General features: G+C 40.1%; 8 protein-coding genes. All 8 read left to right on the top strand.

Annotation, left to right across the window (positions count from 1 at the left end; genetic code table 11):
* The first annotated feature begins 31 nt into the window (after positions 1-31).
* Positions 32-2,392: an ABC transporter permease gene (locus tag BUF13_RS10575; RefSeq protein ID WP_073571786.1), complete on the top strand. Its 2,361-nt coding sequence runs from the start codon at positions 32-34 to the stop codon at positions 2,390-2,392.
* A 256-nt stretch (positions 2,393-2,648) separates the two neighbouring features.
* Positions 2,649-5,102, top strand: coding sequence for an ABC transporter permease (locus tag BUF13_RS10570; RefSeq protein ID WP_073571785.1), 2,454 nt, complete (start codon positions 2,649-2,651; stop codon positions 5,100-5,102).
* A 339-nt stretch (positions 5,103-5,441) separates the two neighbouring features.
* Positions 5,442-7,859, top strand: coding sequence for an ABC transporter permease (locus BUF13_RS10565; RefSeq protein WP_073572434.1), 2,418 nt, complete (start codon positions 5,442-5,444; stop codon positions 7,857-7,859).
* Positions 7,860-8,218: 359 nt separating this feature from the next.
* A complete protein-coding gene (locus BUF13_RS10560; protein ID WP_073571784.1) occupies positions 8,219-10,582 on the top strand; it encodes an ABC transporter permease in 2,364 nt (787 codons plus the stop codon).
* A 328-nt stretch (positions 10,583-10,910) separates the two neighbouring features.
* Positions 10,911-11,612 (top strand): head GIN domain-containing protein, encoded by a 702-nt coding sequence (locus BUF13_RS10555; protein WP_166669826.1) that lies wholly within the window; start codon positions 10,911-10,913, stop codon positions 11,610-11,612.
* Positions 11,613-11,700: 88 nt separating this feature from the next.
* Positions 11,701-14,124: an ABC transporter permease gene (locus BUF13_RS10550; protein ID WP_073571782.1), complete on the top strand. Its 2,424-nt coding sequence runs from the start codon at positions 11,701-11,703 to the stop codon at positions 14,122-14,124.
* Between the two features lie 12 nt (positions 14,125-14,136).
* On the top strand, positions 14,137-16,563 hold the full coding sequence (locus BUF13_RS10545; RefSeq protein WP_073571781.1) for an ABC transporter permease: 2,427 nt from the start codon (positions 14,137-14,139) through the stop codon (positions 16,561-16,563).
* Between the two features lie 104 nt (positions 16,564-16,667).
* Positions 16,668-17,363 carry a head GIN domain-containing protein gene (locus tag BUF13_RS10540; protein WP_073571780.1) on the top strand — a complete coding sequence of 232 codons (696 nt, stop codon included), beginning with the start codon at positions 16,668-16,670 and terminating at the stop codon, positions 17,361-17,363.
* The last annotated feature ends 51 nt before the right edge of the window (positions 17,364-17,414 follow it).

The raw sequence follows: 17,414 nt of genomic DNA, 5'->3' as shown, positions 1-17,414 counted from the left end.
TCAATGTTCCAATTTTACAATTAAAACCCTCATGCTCCGCCATCAACTCCTCCTTGCCATTCGAAGCTTTCTGAAGCACAAAAATATCTTTGCCATCAATTTGTTTGGATTGGCTGTTGGCTTGACCACGGTTATATTGATCATGCTTTGGGTAAAGGATGAGACTTCGATAAATCGCTACCATACTCAGGTAGATCAGATTTATACGGTACTGACCAATCATGACAATGCGAATGGAATGGTCACCATTCCCTATACTCCGGCAAGGTTGGCAGAGGCATTGAAGGAAGAATTGCCACAGGTCGAAAAAGCCAGTGGTCTTTCCCCGTTTATTGATGGCGTGTCTTTCGAAAGTGGGGATATCACCATGGAAGGAGCTGGTCTTTTTGTTGACCAAGACTACTTGGATATTTTTGATACGGACTTTTTGGTCGGGAGTAAGGATAAAGCTTTGACCGGGATCAATTCCATTGTTTTGACTGAGTCATTGGCCAATAAAATTTTTGGCTCACCTCAATTGGCTTTGGGTAAGTCATTGCATTGGAATGTATTCAATTTTGAAAATGATGTAGAAGTAACTGGAGTTGTTAAAGATCCGGGAAACCTGGATGTTCGGAAGCCGGAATTCTACCTGGCCTATCCATATTTTGTTGAAATGCTTGGGGATGGTGCTCATTGGGATAATTTCAACAGCACAACCGATTTGCTTCTTAAGGAAGGAACTGATATTTCAGCCTTCAATGAACAAATCGAAAACTTCATTAAAGAAAAAGAGGCCAATTCCAATGTCTCTGTCTGGGTTCAAAACTTTGGTGACTCCTACCTCTATGGAACTTATGAAGAAGGAAAAGTAGCAGGAGGCAGAATCAGTTATGTTCGGATTTTTTCAGCCATTGCCATCTTCATTTTGCTGATTGCCTGTATCAATTTCATGAACTTGACTACTGCTAGGTCCATGAGCAGACTGAAAGAAATTGGAGTGAAAAAATCCATGGGTGCAAGCAGAGGTGGTCTGTTTAGCCAGTTTATTACCGAATCCTTATTGTTGACATTTTTCGCTTTGATCATTGCGGTCTTAGCGGCTTATCTCCTTCAGCCGGTTTTCAATCAGATCACATCCAAGACACTTTCTTTGCAATTTGGAACACAGATATTCTTGATTTTAGGAGGTATTTGGCTGATTACAGGACTTTTAGCTGGGGTTTACCCTGCGGTTTATCTTTCTAAATTCAAGCCAGTGGAGGTGATGAAATCCAATATGAAAGGAAGCTTTGGAGAGCTGTTAGCTCGAAAAGGATTGGTGATATTTCAGTTTACGATTTCCCTTTTGCTCATCATTGGAATTACTGTTTTGAGTAAACAAATGAGCTTTATCCAAAGCCAGAATTTGGGTTATCAGCAAGAACATTTATTAGAATTCAATGCTTCAGGGATTGATCCACAGAAGCTGGATGCCTTTTTGGAGCAAACCAAAAATATCCCCGGAGTGGAGAATGCCTCCAGTTTATCTCATCCACTAGTGGGATTGGCAAGTTCTACGATTGGATTGGAGTGGGAGGGGAAAGATCCTGAAGATCAAATCAAATTCGAAAATATCACAGTCAACATGGGACTGATAGAAACGATGGGATTTGAGATGGTTGCAGGACGTACTTTTTCACCAGAGTTCGGTGATGAAAGCAGTAAAATCATTTTGAATGAGGCAGCGATCAAGACCATTGGGTTCGAGGACCCCGTTGGGCAAATAGTCAACCTTTGGGGAAATGACAAAGAGGTGATTGGTGTGGTCAAAGATTTTCATTTTGAGTCCTTGAAAGAAAATGTGAAGCCAGCATTCCTAAAATACGATCCGGGTTTTGCCCAAAAAGTGATGGTAAGAATCAACGCTTCCAATCAACCTGAAACCATTGCTGGGATTGGGGAAGTGTTTGAAGATTTTACCGGTCAGCCTATCAATTTGAAATTTATGGATGAGGATTATCAGACACTATATGCTTCTGAGCAAAGAGCTTCTTCCTTGGCTAAGTATTTTGGTTTAACAGCCATTTTCCTTTCCTGTTTGGGACTATTCGGTTTGGCGGCTTTCACCGCAGAAAAAAGAAAAAAAGAGATTGGAGTCAGAAAGGTAATGGGAGCATCCACTGCTGGAATATTGACTTTGGTTTCCAAAGACTTTGTAAATCTGATTTTGATTTCAATCCTCATAGCAGTTCCGATCGCTTGGTATCTGGCCAATTCTTGGCTTGAGACCTATGCGTTTCAGACCACCTTGAGTTGGTGGATATTTGCTGGTTCAGGTGTATTGTTGATCCTGATTTCATTAGTTACCATTGGAGTTCAAGCTTTCAAAGCCGCTTCGGCAAATCCTATCAATTCGCTTCGAAGTGAGTGATGTTTGAAGTATCAAGTAGCTAGAACCTAGTATCAAGAGTCAAGAAAATGTCTTCGCCAATGACCGTGTCTTCACGGTCATTATGTAAAAATATCTCGTGGGGACACGAGACAGGGCATGAGGATGGGTTTATAGAATCCCTCTTGAAGTCAAAATGCATGGTTAAATGTTGGAGTACTCACCAATTTGATATTCTCCAATTTGGGCCACTAATTTTCCAATCTTTCAATTTTCAAATTTTCAAATCCCTTAACTAATGTTTGAGAATTATTTCAAAATCGCAATCAGGAACTTAAAAAAGCATAAGTTCTATACCTTCATCAATATTTTCGGTTTGTCTGTGGGGATAGCCGTTTGTATGATCATTACGCTTTTTGTGATCAATGAACTGAGCTATGATAAGCATTTCAAGGATTCGGATCAGATTTACAGAATTCATGCAGACATCATTTTTGGAGGAAATCACTGGGATATGATCCAGGCTCCAGCACCCATGGCTGAAGCTCTTCCCGAAGAGTTTCCTGAAGTGGAATATGCTGTCAATTTTCGACAAAGAGGTTCCTATTTGGTGAAAGAAGTTGATCAGAACATCAAAGAAGATAATGTGATCTGGGCAAGTAAGGATTTTTTCAATGTATTTGGAATTCCATTGCTGGAAGGAAGTCCTGATGGGGTATTGGCTGAGCCAAATACCATGGCAATCAGTAAGAGTACAGCAGAAAAGTATTTTCCAGGAGAAAGTGCCCTTGGAAAATCTCTGATTTTGGATAATGATCTGGACTTTAGAATCACCGGGATCTATGAGGATATTCCTCAAAATACTCACTTCCATTTTGACTTTTTATTGGCAATGGAAGGACTTGAAGAGTCTAAAACCACTTCATGGTTAAGTAATAATTTCCAAACCTATTTGAAAGTTAGAGAGGGAGCTGATCTGGAAAATCTGAATACCAAACTGAAAAGTCTGATAAAGAAAAACGTGGAGCCTGAATTGACAAAAGTTTTCGGAGAAGGAGCGACCATGGATGCAATGCTGGCTGATGGTGGTAAAATGGAATACATGGTGCAGCCCTTAAAAGACATCCATTTGAAAAGTGACTTGATGGGTGAATTCGAGCCGAATTTCAATATTACTTATGTTTACCTGTTTGTGGCGATTGCTTTGTTCATATTGGTGATTGCCTGTATCAATTTCATGAACCTTTCTACAGCTCGATCTTCCAATAGAGCCAAGGAAGTAGGAATCCGAAAAGTAATGGGATCAGTGAGATCTCACCTGATCCGTCAGTTTTTGATGGAGTCCATTTTGTTAAGTGTGATTTCATTTCTGATTGCGATACCGATCGTGGCTATCCTGCTTCCGATTTTTAATGATTTGGCAGGAAGAACGCTTGTAATGCCATTTTCTCAGTGGACATTCTATGGTGTTTTGATGGTAGGAGCGATCATCACCGGTATTATGGCGGGAATTTATCCTTCATTTTTCCTTTCTGGATTCAAACCTGTGAGTATTCTCAAGGGAAAAGTGGCCATGGGAATGAAGAGTGGAATGATTAGAAGCTCCTTGGTAGTCTTTCAATTTGCAATTTCCATTATTCTAATCATCGCTACTGTTGCCGTTTTCAATCAGCTCAATTATATCCAAAACAAAAAAATCGGTTTCAATAAAGATCAGGTGATCACAGTCAATGATGTCTATGCGTTGGGCGATCAAGCGGAGGCTTTCAAAACGGCTGTTCTTTCAAATAGCATGATGGAAGGTGGAACGATCTCAGGTTATTTGCCTGTAGCAGGGACTTATCGCAGTGATACACCTTGGTGGGCTCAGGGAAAAGATCCCAAGCAAACAGAGAATATGGTCAGTCTTCAAAACTGGAGAGTAGATTATGATTATGTGAAAACATTGGGAATGGAGATCGTGCAGGGAAGAGATTTTTCGATTCAGTATCCTTCAGATTCCAATGCTGTGATTTTGAATGAAACTGCATTGGCCAATTTCAATTTTGACGGTGATCCGATCGGACAAAAGATTTACACTATGGCTGGAGACAACGAAACCATGAACTTGGATGATTTGCAAAACAAAACCGTGGTTGGAGTTGTGAAAAATTTCCATTTCGAATCACTCAAAGAGAATATCGGTGCGGTGATGATATTTTTAGATAACCGACCTCGTGGAATTGCATCCTTCCGATTCAATGCTGCCAATACTGACCAAGTCATAGACTTTGTGGAGGCTAAGTGGAATGAATTGGCTCCAGGACAACCTTTTACCTATTCATTTTTGGATGATAGATTTGGTAATATGTATGCGGCTGAAACCAGATTGGGTAAGGTGTTCGGGATTTTCGCTGGCTTTGCCATCCTGATTGCTTGTTTGGGACTTTTTGCCTTGACAGCCTTTACAGCGGAGCAAAGAACCAAAGAGATTGGAATCAGGAAAGTATTGGGTTCGAGTATCGGGAGCATCATTGTACTCCTTTCCAAGGAATTTGCAAAACTGGTTGTCATCGCCTTTTTGATTGCTTCACCGATTGCATGGTGGGCGATGAAAAAATGGTTGGAGGATTATCAGTTTAAGCAAGATTTGGGCTGGCAGGTATTTATTGGAGCAGGAGTTTTTGCTATTTTGATAGCCTTGATTACTACCAGTTATCAATCTATCAGAGCTGCGACTACCAATCCGGTGAAGTCTTTGAGAAGCGAATGATTTTAGAGCCTAGTAACAAGAATCTTACTAAGCGTAGTTTTTACTACGCTTTTTTATTTTCTGAGATATTCAAATTCAAAATTCCTTTCAAAAGAATTGAATAGGAATGGTGCTTTAACCCATTTCTACAAATTTGAGAAGGACTTTTTGGGCTTCAGCCCAATGGGAACAACTTTATTCTATCCATTTTTTAATTATTAAAGAGGAATTTCCACAGGCTTTTTCTGAATACATTTCTGTTTTTCGTGCTATTGGTTGCAACCTTTTTTTAATCCTAAGCATCTAAGAAATAGAGAACTAAACCAACTACCACTACCCAAAGCACTAAACCCTACCACCATGCTAAATAACTATTTGAAAATTGCCTTCCGCAATCTTCGTAACAACAAGATTTATTCTACAATCAACATTCTTGGACTTAGCCTTGGAATTGCTGCCAGTGTGTTGATTGTTGTTTTTGTAGCGGATGAACTGAGCTACGACAAGTTTCACCTTCAAAGTGAAAATCTGTACAGGGTCGATTTCACAGGTAAGCTCAATGGAAATGAGTTTGATCTGGCAATGACAGGGGCACCCATCGGTCCAGCGATGGGGGAGGAAATTCCTGAGGTAGAGAGTACTCTTAGGGTTGGACAGTGGGAGTCCATTCCTGTTCAATATGAGGAGCTCACATTTACAGAAGGCAACATATTAGTGGTTGATAAAAACTTCTTTGATTTTTTTGGATTTAAACTGCTTCAAGGAGATCCGGCTACAGTAATTGATGGGCCAAATAAGATCGTAATCACTGAAGATAATGCGAGAAAATACTTTGGAGATGAAGATCCAATTGGGAAAGTACTTCTTCGTGGGTCAGGAAAGACCGCCACAGAGGTGACTGGAGTGATCGAAAATCCTCCTTCCAATTCCCACCTCACTTATGACATGATCCTTTCTGGAGAAAGTTGGGAATACATGAAAAACGAAAATTGGTCCAGTAATAATTTATATACCTATTTCAGAACTTATCCGAACGTGGACATGAGCAATGTTCAGGCTTCTCTGGATGAATTTATCGAAAAGTACTTTGGGCCCGAGATTGAGCAATATCTTGGATTCTCTATGAATGAACTCAGAGCCCAAGGAAATAGTGTTGGTTATGGATTCATGCCCGTGGAGGACATCCATTTGTATTCTGAGCTTTCGGAGGAACCTACAATCCCAGGCAATATTCAATACCTATACATTTTTGGAGCTATTTCCATTTTCATCATTCTTATTGCCTGCATTAATTTCATGAATTTGGCCACTGCCAAATCTGCAAACAGAGCCAAAGAAGTAGGAGTCAGAAAGACTATCGGAGCTAGTAGAATACCGTTGATGGGACAATTTTTGGCTGAATCAATGATCTACAGTTTTCTGTCAGGTATTGTGGCTCTGGTTTTAATTTTGATTGCGCTTCAGCCTTTTAACGCCTTGTCAGGTAAAGAACTGAGCTGGTCTGTATTCTTAGATCCTGTACTGCTTTTAGGTTTCTTTGCCTTTTTGTTTTTGGTAGGGCTTCTTGCAGGTTCATATCCTGCTTTTTATCTCACCTCTTTTACTCCGTCGGAGGTTTTAAAGGGTAAAGTAAGAAAGGGAGCCAAACGATCCGGCTTGAGGAATGGATTGGTAGTTTTCCAATTTTTTGTTTCGATCAGCTTGATCATTAGCAGTCTTGTCGTTTACAGGCAACTCACATATATGCAGGAAGTCAATTTGGGTTTTGATAAGGAAAATGTGATTAACCTTCTTCATACACGATCACTTGGAAATAATGCCGAAGCTTTCAAACAGGAACTATTGGCAAATACCGGTTTTGTGGCAGCCTCTTATGCAAATAACCTTCCTCCAGAAATAGACTGGACTTCGGTTTATCGGGCTGTGGATACCGAGCAGGACTTTCTATTTACAATGAATTGGGTTGACCACGATCACCTTGATGCCATGGGGTATGAGATGGTTGCTGGGCGGTTTTTTTCAAAGGATTTTCCGACTGATAGCTTGGCCTTAGTGGTCAATGAGAGTGCCTTTAAACAGATAGGATGGACTGAGTTGGATGGTACTCAAAAGATCTCTGGATTCTTCAATGATGATGAAAATGAGGAAAGAGAAGTGATAGGTGTGATTAAGGATTTTAATTACGATAACCTAAAGCTAAAAATTGAGCCTTTGATCATGGGTATTTATCCCGACTATTTTCAAGAAATGGCTATTCGCATTAATCCAGGAGATATTTCTGATAGAATAGATTTGATCGAAAATCTATGGACAAAATATGCAGATGGAGCAGCTTTCGAATATTCTTTCGTGGACTCTAATTTCGATTCTCTCTACAGGTCTGAAAAAAATATGGGGAATATAATTTTAGTGTTTACTGTCCTTGCTATAAGTATAGCTTGTCTTGGTTTGTTTGGGTTAGCTGCATTTACAACTGAGCAAAGAGCAAAGGAAATAAGCATCCGCAAAGCTTTGGGAGCAAGCATGCCAAATCTGATTACCCTATTGAGCAAAGACTTTACACTTTTGGTTTTAATAGCATTTATAATTGCTGGTCCTCTGGCCTATTATGTGATGGAAACCTACTGGTTGCAAAATTTCGCTTTTAGAACAAGTATTAGTCTGATTGTGGTATTTGGCGCCGGACTATTGGCTATTTTGATTGCCTGGCTCACGGTGAGTTATCAAAGTTTTAAGACTGCCTCTTCAAACCCAGTAAATCATTTGAAAAGCGAATAGCTTTATAGGATAAATCGCACACTAATTTTATATTCTGCAGAATAGGAAAAGGTCAAATCCTTTTCCTATACTAAATTCTTTTGCCCGCCAGCGAACAAAATTGATTTTTGGCGAACAATACTTTTGAGACAAAAGTCTCCAAACTGGCCGTATAGCTTGTTTTTACCACTTGGCATTACCTGTGTAACTTTTTATAAACAGAAGCATTATAAAGTAGCAATAATTACCAGTCACTTCTTTTTCAAACGTTTGAATTTTCAATGCAACCTTTTGAATCGCAGGGACATCTTTAAAGTAATAAGAACTAAACCAACTGGACTACCACAATTTTTCTACGCAACGATTAACCTTCCACCAACATGTTTAAAAACTACTTTAAAATTGCTCTCCGAGGTTTCAAAAAACATAAGCTTACATTCTTCATTAATTTATTCGGCTTGTCCCTGGGATTATGGGCAGCTATCCTGATTGGTTTATGGGTGGATTCTGAGTTGAAAATGGACAGAGAGTTTGCTGACATCGATCGGATCTATAGAGTGATGGAGCATCAGACCTATGGAGCCGATATTTTCACTACCACTTCTACTCCCGGTGTTTTGGCTGAAAGTATGAAGGAAACTTTGTCAGAAGTCGAATATGCCTCTACCTACACCTGGACTCAAACTCAACTTTTTATTCAAAAAGACAAGCGCATCAAATTGGAGGGAATCTACGCCATGCCTGATTTGCTTCATATCTACCAGTTTGAGCCTTTAGAAGGAGATATCAATCGGATGCTTACCGAGAACAATCACGTGGTATTAACTGAGGAGGGAGCGATTTCCCTGTTTGGCAGAACTGACGTAGTAGGAGAGGATGTAGAGATTCGTCAAGGAACAGATTCGAAGAATTTTATAGTACAGGGTGTATTGAAAACTCTCCCTAAGAATTCTACCCTGAAGTTTGAGTATTTACTTCCTTACCAAGTGTTTTTTGATGAAAATGACTGGCTAGGTGATTGGGGAAACAATGGCCCAAGCACGATCATCAAGCTAAGAGAAGGAGTAGATGGTGAGGCTTTTTCTAAAAGTATATCAGAATATATCGTAGAGAGAAATGAGGATTCCAATGTGGAGCTGTTTGCATACCCGAGAGGAGAATTGTATCTCCATGGCCAATGGAAGGACGGGATGCCAGTTGAGGGAAGAATCAAAAACGTGAAGCTTTTTGCCATGATTGGCATATTCGTTTTGATCATTGCATGCATCAACTTCATGAATTTGAGTACAGCAAAATCCCAAAAAAGAGCCAAGGAAGTTGGAGTGAGAAAAGTCTCTGGCGCCAATAAGAATTCTCTGGTGTTTCAGTTTTTGAGTGAATCGCTGCTGATCACCTTATTTGCAGCTTTTTTTGCAATCCTTTTGGTTCAAGTGACTTTGCCAATTTTCAATAATCTGACTGGTAAGGATATGTCAGTTCCTTATTTATCAGGATTTTTCTGGGTACAGATTCTGGGGATTATTATCCTAACTGGATTGGTTGCAGGATCCTATCCTGCTTTCTATCTCTCCGCTACAAAAGTGGTTTCCGTCTTCCGTTCTTTTACCAAATCAGGAAAAGGAGTGGTGATGGCTCGGAAAGGTTTGGTGCTATTCCAATTCATTTTAGCGACCATTCTGATTGTTTCTACCATGGTGGTTTATCAGCAAATTAACTTTGCGATGAATCAGGATTTGGGATACTCCAAAGATCAACTGATTCAAGTGCCATTGGAAGGTAAGCTTTTAGAAAGCTTTGATGTTTTCAAGGCTGAATTGGAAAAAAATGAAAATATCTTATCTGTCAGTAGATCTTCATTCGGATTCATGGGAAGAAACTCCAATACAGGAGGTGTTTCCTGGGAAGGCAAAGATCCTGAAAACAATGCACTTTTTGAGATTATTCGGGTGGATTATGATTTCCTCGAGACGACAGGGTTGAGCTTGGTTAAAGGTCGAGCTTTTGACCGAGCAAACGGAGCAGATTCTGTATCTGGAGCAATCCTAAATGAAACAGCATTGAAACTGATGGAACAGGATCAAGAGGGTCAGGAATTTTTTAGAATGTGGGGAGATGAACGTTCCATTACTGGAGTGGTGAAAGACTTTCACTTCGAAAGTTTTAGAAACAATGTGGCTCCAGCTATTCTCCTTTTAGATCCAGAAAATACCTGGCAAGCGTATATCAAAGTGAATACAGATAAGATTCGTGAGACTGTAGCTTTTCTGGAAGCGACGGGAAGAAATATGAACCCGGAGTTTCCTTTCGAATACAGTTTCATGGATGAAAACTATGCAAGACTTTATCAAGAGGATGTGAGGCTGAGGGACTTGGCTCAATACTTCAGTATTTTGACCATTTTGATTTCCTGTCTGGGATTATTGGGACTTTCTGCCCATGTCGCCGAACAAAAGACCAAGGAAATTGGTATTAGAAAAGTCTTGGGAGCATCCACCTTCTCCATTTTGCAGGTGATCAACAAGGAATTTATTCTGATTGTATCCTTCTCCATATTGATAGGATCTGGAATAGCCTTCTGGGTCATGCAAGATTGGCTGGAAGGGTACCAGTACCGAATCAATTTCGAGTGGTGGTTTATCCCGCTGGCTGCGATTACCATTTTTGGAGTGGCATTCTTGACTGTGACATTGCAGTCCTTGAAAGCGGCACATTCCAATCCGGTTCAAGCCATTAAAAGTGAGTAAAATTAAAGGTTAATTTATAGTAAAAATGCCTCCCTGTTAAGGGAGGTTTTTTTGTGCCCATATGCAACCTATTCGCTTTTGAGTGCATCTACATTATTGGAAGTCAAATAGAGAAATAGATTTAATTCTTTCATATTCGATTTTTAACCGGATTGGATTTATTGAAGTTGAAAAATAGGATAATTCTCTAAAATGATCTTTGTCCGCTGGCGGTCGAAATCCAATTGATACGGACAGTGAATTATTGTAAAAGTGCTCCCATTGCCATAAAATGGCCTTTTTAGACCTTGGCACAATTGATGAATTTAAATTTAAACCTAATACTATTATGAAGCACGCTATGAATACTGCGAAAACCACAGCCTTGATCGTTTTACTTTTTTTAGTAGGATTGACGGCAAATGCACAAGGAACTGAAACCCGTACCCCAGGGGATTTTACCAAAATTGAATCTGGAGGAAGTTGGGATGTCTATGTTGAGATCGGAAATAGAGATGAAGTACGAATCGAGTCAGAAAATATTGACTTGGATAAAATCATCACTGAGGTTGACAATGGCAAGTTGAAGCTGAAGCTTGAAAAAGGGAACTATAAAAATGTTCGCCTGAAGTTCTATGTTACAATGCGTGAAATCGAAGGTCTTGGATCTTCCGGATCAGGCTCTATCACTGTTGAAGACAATATCGAAACTGATAAATTGGCATTGGGTGTATCCGGCTCAGGATTGATCAAATTGAAAAATGTACATGCTAGAACAGTCAGTGCAGGAATTAGTGGATCTGGTGATATTTTGATCGAAGGAGGAACTGCAAGAGACGTCCATGTCGGTCAATCTGGATCAGGAGCTTTCGAAGCCATTGATTTGGAAGCTGAATCAGTAGATGTTGGAAAATCAGGATCAGGAAAAACTTATATCACTGCCTTGGAAAACCTAAAAGTTGGAGCTTCAGGATCTGGAAATGTATACTACAGAGGTGACCCAAGAATGCAAGTCGCGACTTCTGGCTCTGCCAAAGTTGTAAAACAATAAAATAACCCAGCCTTATGAATGGAAAAGCCGGTGAGAACATACTTATCGGCTTTTTTTGTCAAAATCATCCATCTAAAATCCTAGTCTCATGTTTAAAAATTACCTGAAGATTGCCTATCGGAACCTGGTGAAAAATAAGATTTATACCGGGATTAACATTTTGGGATTGACATTAGGACTAACCTGTTGTTTACTGATTTTTTTACAGGTAAAAGACGAAGTGAGTTATGATAAGTTTTGGGCGGATCAAAAGGAAATATATCGAGTAGGTTTAGAGAGAATCTATCCTGATCATATCAATCTCTATGCGATCATTCCAGATGGATTCGCTGAGGTTTTCAAGGATGAAATCCCGGAAGTGGAGGATGCCACCAGGCTTTTTACATTTGGGGACTTTGCTAGCATGGTTCAAGTGGATGAGGATTTTTATGAGGAGCGATTGGTAGCCATGGCGGATTCTAATTTTTTCGAAATGTTTCCCATTCCTATGGTTGCTGGAGATGCCAAAACGGCCCTTTATCAGACCAGTGCTTATGTATTAAATGAAAAAACAGCACTTAAATATTTTGGAACCATTGATGTGGTTGGGAAGCAACTGAAAGTCAATGGACAGGATGTGGAAGTGACGGGAGTGATGCAAGACTTACCTGTCAATACCCATTTCAATTTTGATATGTTGGGTTCTACGGCTGGTTTGCCATTCAATCAAAACCCCACATATGCCAGTTTTTCTGCGATGACCTATATCAAATTGATACCAACAGCATCTTGGGAGAAGGTTCAAAATGATATCCCTTCCTTAGTGAAAAAATATGCTGCTGGTCAAATAGAGCAGAATACCGGAGTAAATTATGATGACTACATCGCTGCCGGAAATGGCTATAATTACTTCCTTCAACCACTCGGAGATATCCATTTGACTTCCAAGCTCCAGAATGAAATGAAAGCGAATGGAGATATTCGCTATGTCTATATTTTTATTTCCATTGCCATTTTCATCCTGCTGATTGCTTCGGTTAATTTCATCAATCTGGCAACCGCTAGATCCTCAGAAAGAGCAAGAGAAGTGGGGGTTAGAAAGGCAATGGGTTCAGATCGTCAACAGTTGATTATTCAGTTTTTGATGGAGGCAGTCTTGCTGGTGGTTATCAGTTTGGCTTTGTCCAGTATTTTGGTTGGCTTGGCTCTTCCATTTTTCAATGATATGGCACAAAAGAGCTTGTCAATTGGAATGGATGAAGCTATCGATTTAATTCCTTGGCTATTGGGAATGGGAGTTTTTGTTTCCCTAGTAGCTGGTTATTATCCGGCTTTTCAAATTTCAAAAATGCATGCCGTTGAGATCATGAAAGGAAAGCTTTCTTCTACTCGAAAAGGTCAATTTTTAAGAAATGGTCTGGTTGTTTTTCAGTTTACGATTTCCATTATGCTAATCGCTGGAACCTTGATCATCCAGCGACAAATCAGTTTTATCCAAACCAAAAATCTGGGCTTTCAGCGAGAAAATGTACTCGTTGTGGACCGTTTTGGACAATTGGAAAACCCAGAGACTTTCAGAAAAGAAGTACTGAAAATACCAGGAGTACTCAATGCAGGAGGAAGTAGTGCCATGCCGGGGAATTCTTTCTTTGGAGTCCAATTCACTCCTGAAGGAAAATCAGAGGTGTTGACTGGAAAAGGCTTTGTTGCAGATGACTTCTTCTTGAATGCCATGGGCATCAAAATGACTGAAGGAAGGATGTTTGGAGAGGAATTCAATGACAGTACCTCTGTGATTCTCAATCATGCCGCAGCTCAGGCCTTTGGCTTGGAAGACCCTATCGGAAAGAAAATATACAGCGGGGCAAATGTGAATGGGGAGCAAGTCAATATCCCGTATACCGTGGTTGGCTTGGCAGAGGATTTTCATTTTGAATCTTTGCACCTTCCGATTACACCTCTGGCGATTTTCAGTACTGAATCTGCTGTTGGGTTCCAGAATTTCTTGGCTTTGAATATTTCAGGGGATTATCCTCAGCAAACCATCGCTGATGTAGAGAAATTGTGGGATTCGTTTGGCCAAAATCAACCCTTCTCATTCTCGTTTTTAGAAAATAATCTTCAGAAGCAATATGTAGAAGAGCAGGTTTCCAGTAAGATTTTAGCCTCATTCTCCGTCTTGGCAATTCTGATTGCATGTATAGGATTATTTGGTCTTGCTGCATACACAGCTTACAAAAAGACCAAGGAAATAGGAGTAAGAAAGGTCTTGGGAGCCTCTACATCGGGGTTGGTCTGGATGCTAACCACCAATTTCAGCAAACTGGTTTTGGTTGCTTTTGTGATAGCTGTTCCGATTTCCTATTGGGCCATGGATGAATGGCTTCAAACCTTTGCTTACCAGACAGAACTTAATCCATTGATATTCTTATTGGCAGGAGTCCTTGTGATGATAATTGCATTACTAACTGTCAGCTATCAGGCTTTTTCTGCAGCCAGATCCAACCCTGTCAAAAGCCTTAAATCCGAATAAAACTACCCAACTATGTTTAAAAACTATTTTAAGATTGTCTTTAGGAATGCCAAAAAGCATCCACTTTATGTCTTTATCAACTTGTTTGGTTTGGCCATAGGCATGGCTGTTAGTATTGTGATTTTGTTGTACGTGAAGTTTGAATTGAGCTATGACAATTATCATCAAGATGTAGATAGAATTTATCGAGTTTCCAGAGCTTGGTTTAACCAAGATGGTCAAGAAAGCCTTCATCTAGGGCATGTGGCGCCACCATTTGGTCCGCTAATTCAATCTGATTTTCCTGAGGATGTAGTTTATTCTGCAAGACTGATGGGGGCTGATCCTTTGATCACAAATGGAGAAAATTCATTTGTTGAGGAGCGATTTTTTATGGCAGATCCAGAGGTTTTTGATGTCTTTTCCTGGAAAGTAAAGGAAGGGGAAGGGAAGGAAGCTTTGAAGGAGGCTGATGGAGTAATTCTCTCTGAGAGTACTGCTCAACGCTATTTTGGAGATCAGTCAGCTGTTGGAAAGGAGCTGGAAATGGAGATTGCGGGAATGAAATTCACACTTCAAGTGAGAGGAGTGATGGAAGATATGCCTGAAAACTCCCATTTTCATGTGGATTTCTTGACTTCGCTGATTCCGGTTGTCCAGTTTTATGGAGGACAAGATGCCTTCATGAGTAACTTTGGATCCAATAATTTTTCAACCTATTTGAAGCTTGCTGATGGAGTAGATCCTCAGGCTTTTGAAGATAAGTTGGCGGGAATGATTGATCGTCATATGGGTGAAACTGGGCAGGGAATTCCAATGTCAAAAACCACAGATTTGTTTTTATGGCCGATTCAGGATATCCACTTGCATTCCAATCTAGATTCTGAAATTGAGGCTAATGGCAATATCGATTATGTGTACATCTACGGTGCTGTTGCTTTATTTATTCTGCTGATTGCTTGTATCAATTTTATGAATCTAAGTACCGCCAGATCTTCCCTCCGTTCCATGGAGGTGGGATTGAGAAAGGCGATGGGAGCAGACAAACTCGTTTTGGTTCGCCAATTTATGGGAGAAGGCTTTGTAATGACTTTCTTGTCAATGATTATCGCTTTGGTTCTAGTATTCCTTTTCCTTCCGATCTTCTCCGATTTCCTTGAAAAACCACTATCCTTAAACTTTTTTAGCCACCCAGAATACTTGCTTTGGATCGGAGGAATTATCCTATTTGTGGGGATGATTTCAGGGAGTTATCCAGCACTTTTTCTATCTGGTTTTGCTCCTGCAAAAGTGCTCAAAGGAGCGTTCAAAGCTGGAAAAGGTCATGAGAATTTCAGGTCTGTTCTAGTAGTTGGTCAATTTGCAATTTCTGTTGTATTGATCGTTGCTGTTTTGGTTGTGATTGGGCAATTGAGCTATATGCAAAACAAAGATCTGGGGTTTGAAAAAGAAGACATGGTGGTATTGCCAAGCAATAGCACGATCAATGAAAACTATCTGATCCTTAAAGATAGATTGGAAAATCAACCTGGAATTATTGAAGTTTCTATGTCAAGTAGAGTTCCTTCAGGTAGATTGTTGGATTCGCAGGGAGCGACTACCGAAGTGAATGGAGAAATGACTCAGTTGAACCTTCGAATTGCGGATGTCCATGTGGCTCATAATTTCCTTGAAACCTATGGTATTCCGATCGTAGCAGGGAGAGATTTTGATTACCAATTGGCAAGTGATTCGACAGAGGCATTTATTTTAAACGAGGCTTCAGTAAGAGAAATTGGTTGGTCATCACCAGAGGAGGCCATTGGAAAAGCTTTCAATTATGGTGGAAGAAGAGGGTTTGTAACTGGTGTTATGAAAGATTTCCATTTCGAAAGCCTTCATCAACCTATCGTTCCGATTGTTTTTATGATTTCTCAGGATAGAAATAACAATGTGAGCGTGAAGTATGAGGCAGGTAGAAGAGATGAAGTGTTGGCTTATTTGAGAGGTGAATGGGCGGATTTTAGACCTGGGTATCCTTTCGAGCCTAATTTCATAGATGAGGGTTTCAATAGACAATATGAAGCAGAAGCACGAGTGAAAACCATCTTCACTTTCTTCTCAGCCTTAGCCATTGTGATCTCAGTTTTGGGTCTTTTGGGCTTGGTGACTTTTGCAACCGAACAAAGAACTCGTGAAATAGGAATCAGAAAAGTAATGGGAGCAGAGACTTCCAATATTTTGCTTCTGTTGGGGAAAGACTTCCTGAAGCTTGTGGCTATCGGTTTTATAATTGCAATTCCGATTTCCTGGTTTGGAATGGATAGTTGGCTTCAGGACTTTGCTTACCATATCGGTATTTCCTGGACCACTTTCCTTTGGGCCGGAGGTATTGCTGGAATAATTGCTGCTGTTACGGTGACAAGTCAAACCATCAGAGCGGCTTGGGCCAATCCTATTAAGAGTATCAAGAATGAATGATTTAGCACAAAGTCCAAAGAACCAAATACAATCTATTTTAAACCCAAGTACCGGAGAAAGGGGACATTCCAACCTTAAAACATTAGAACTTTAAACTTAATAATATGAAAATCAACACTAAAATTGCCGCAGTCATCCTCATGGTATTTGGATTGGGATCTTGCGTGCAGGCACAACAGACAGAAACAAGAACTCCAGGGCATTTTACAAAAGTACATTCTGGAGGTAGCTGGGAAGTGATTTTAACTGAAGGAAACAAGGAAGAAATCAGAATTGAAGCTAAAGGAGTAAGCTTGGATAAAGTGAAAACCGAGATTGACGGAGATGTGCTAGAAGTTGGATTGGTAAGAGGAAGCTATAACAATGTAAAGCTGAAATTTTACATCACATATCGTGAATTGGAAGGAGTGAGATGCTCTGGTTCCGGTGAAATGGAAGTGACATCTCCTGTGGAGGCTAGTGAATTTTATATCGGACTTTCAGGTTCTGGAGATATCATCATGAATACTTTGGAAGCAAGAGAATTGGAAGCTTCGATTTCTGGTTCGGCTGAAATTAAGATCAAAGGAGGTTCGGTAGATGAGGCAGAAATCAAACAATCAGGGTCTGGAGACTTCTTAGCTGAGAACTTGGCGATTGGAGAGTTGAACGTGTCCAAATCAGGATCCGGTGATACTGAAGTAGGCGACTTAGGTGAAATCTCTGTAAGATCTTCAGGTTCTGGAGATATTATTTATTCAGGTTCTCCTAGAATGGGTGAAGTCAGAGTTTCTGGCTCCAGCTCAATCCGTAAAAGATAATTTAGCGATTGCACCCTAAAAAAGCCCTGTCAGATTGAATGATAGGGTTTT

This window comes from Algoriphagus zhangzhouensis, assembly GCF_900148515.1.
In the GTDB taxonomy this organism is placed as follows: Bacteria; Bacteroidota; Bacteroidia; order Cytophagales; family Cyclobacteriaceae; genus Algoriphagus; species Algoriphagus zhangzhouensis.
Note: the sequence above shows the minus strand (reverse complement) of the source record. Positions and strands in the feature narration are given on the sequence as shown.

Bases quoted from the DNA above. Each gene is read 5' to 3' on its own strand.
- BUF13_RS10575 (WP_073571786.1), top strand. From the start codon at position 32: ATGCTCCGCCATCAACTCCTCCTTGCCATTCGAAGCTTTCTGAAGCAC.
- BUF13_RS10570 (WP_073571785.1), top strand. From the start codon at position 2,649: ATGTTTGAGAATTATTTCAAAATCGCAATCAGGAACTTAAAAAAGCAT.
- BUF13_RS10565 (WP_073572434.1), top strand. From the start codon at position 5,442: ATGCTAAATAACTATTTGAAAATTGCCTTCCGCAATCTTCGTAACAAC.
- BUF13_RS10560 (WP_073571784.1), top strand. From the start codon at position 8,219: ATGTTTAAAAACTACTTTAAAATTGCTCTCCGAGGTTTCAAAAAACAT.
- BUF13_RS10555 (WP_166669826.1), top strand. From the start codon at position 10,911: ATGAAGCACGCTATGAATACTGCGAAAACCACAGCCTTGATCGTTTTA.
- BUF13_RS10550 (WP_073571782.1), top strand. From the start codon at position 11,701: ATGTTTAAAAATTACCTGAAGATTGCCTATCGGAACCTGGTGAAAAAT.
- BUF13_RS10545 (WP_073571781.1), top strand. From the start codon at position 14,137: ATGTTTAAAAACTATTTTAAGATTGTCTTTAGGAATGCCAAAAAGCAT.
- BUF13_RS10540 (WP_073571780.1), top strand. From the start codon at position 16,668: ATGAAAATCAACACTAAAATTGCCGCAGTCATCCTCATGGTATTTGGA.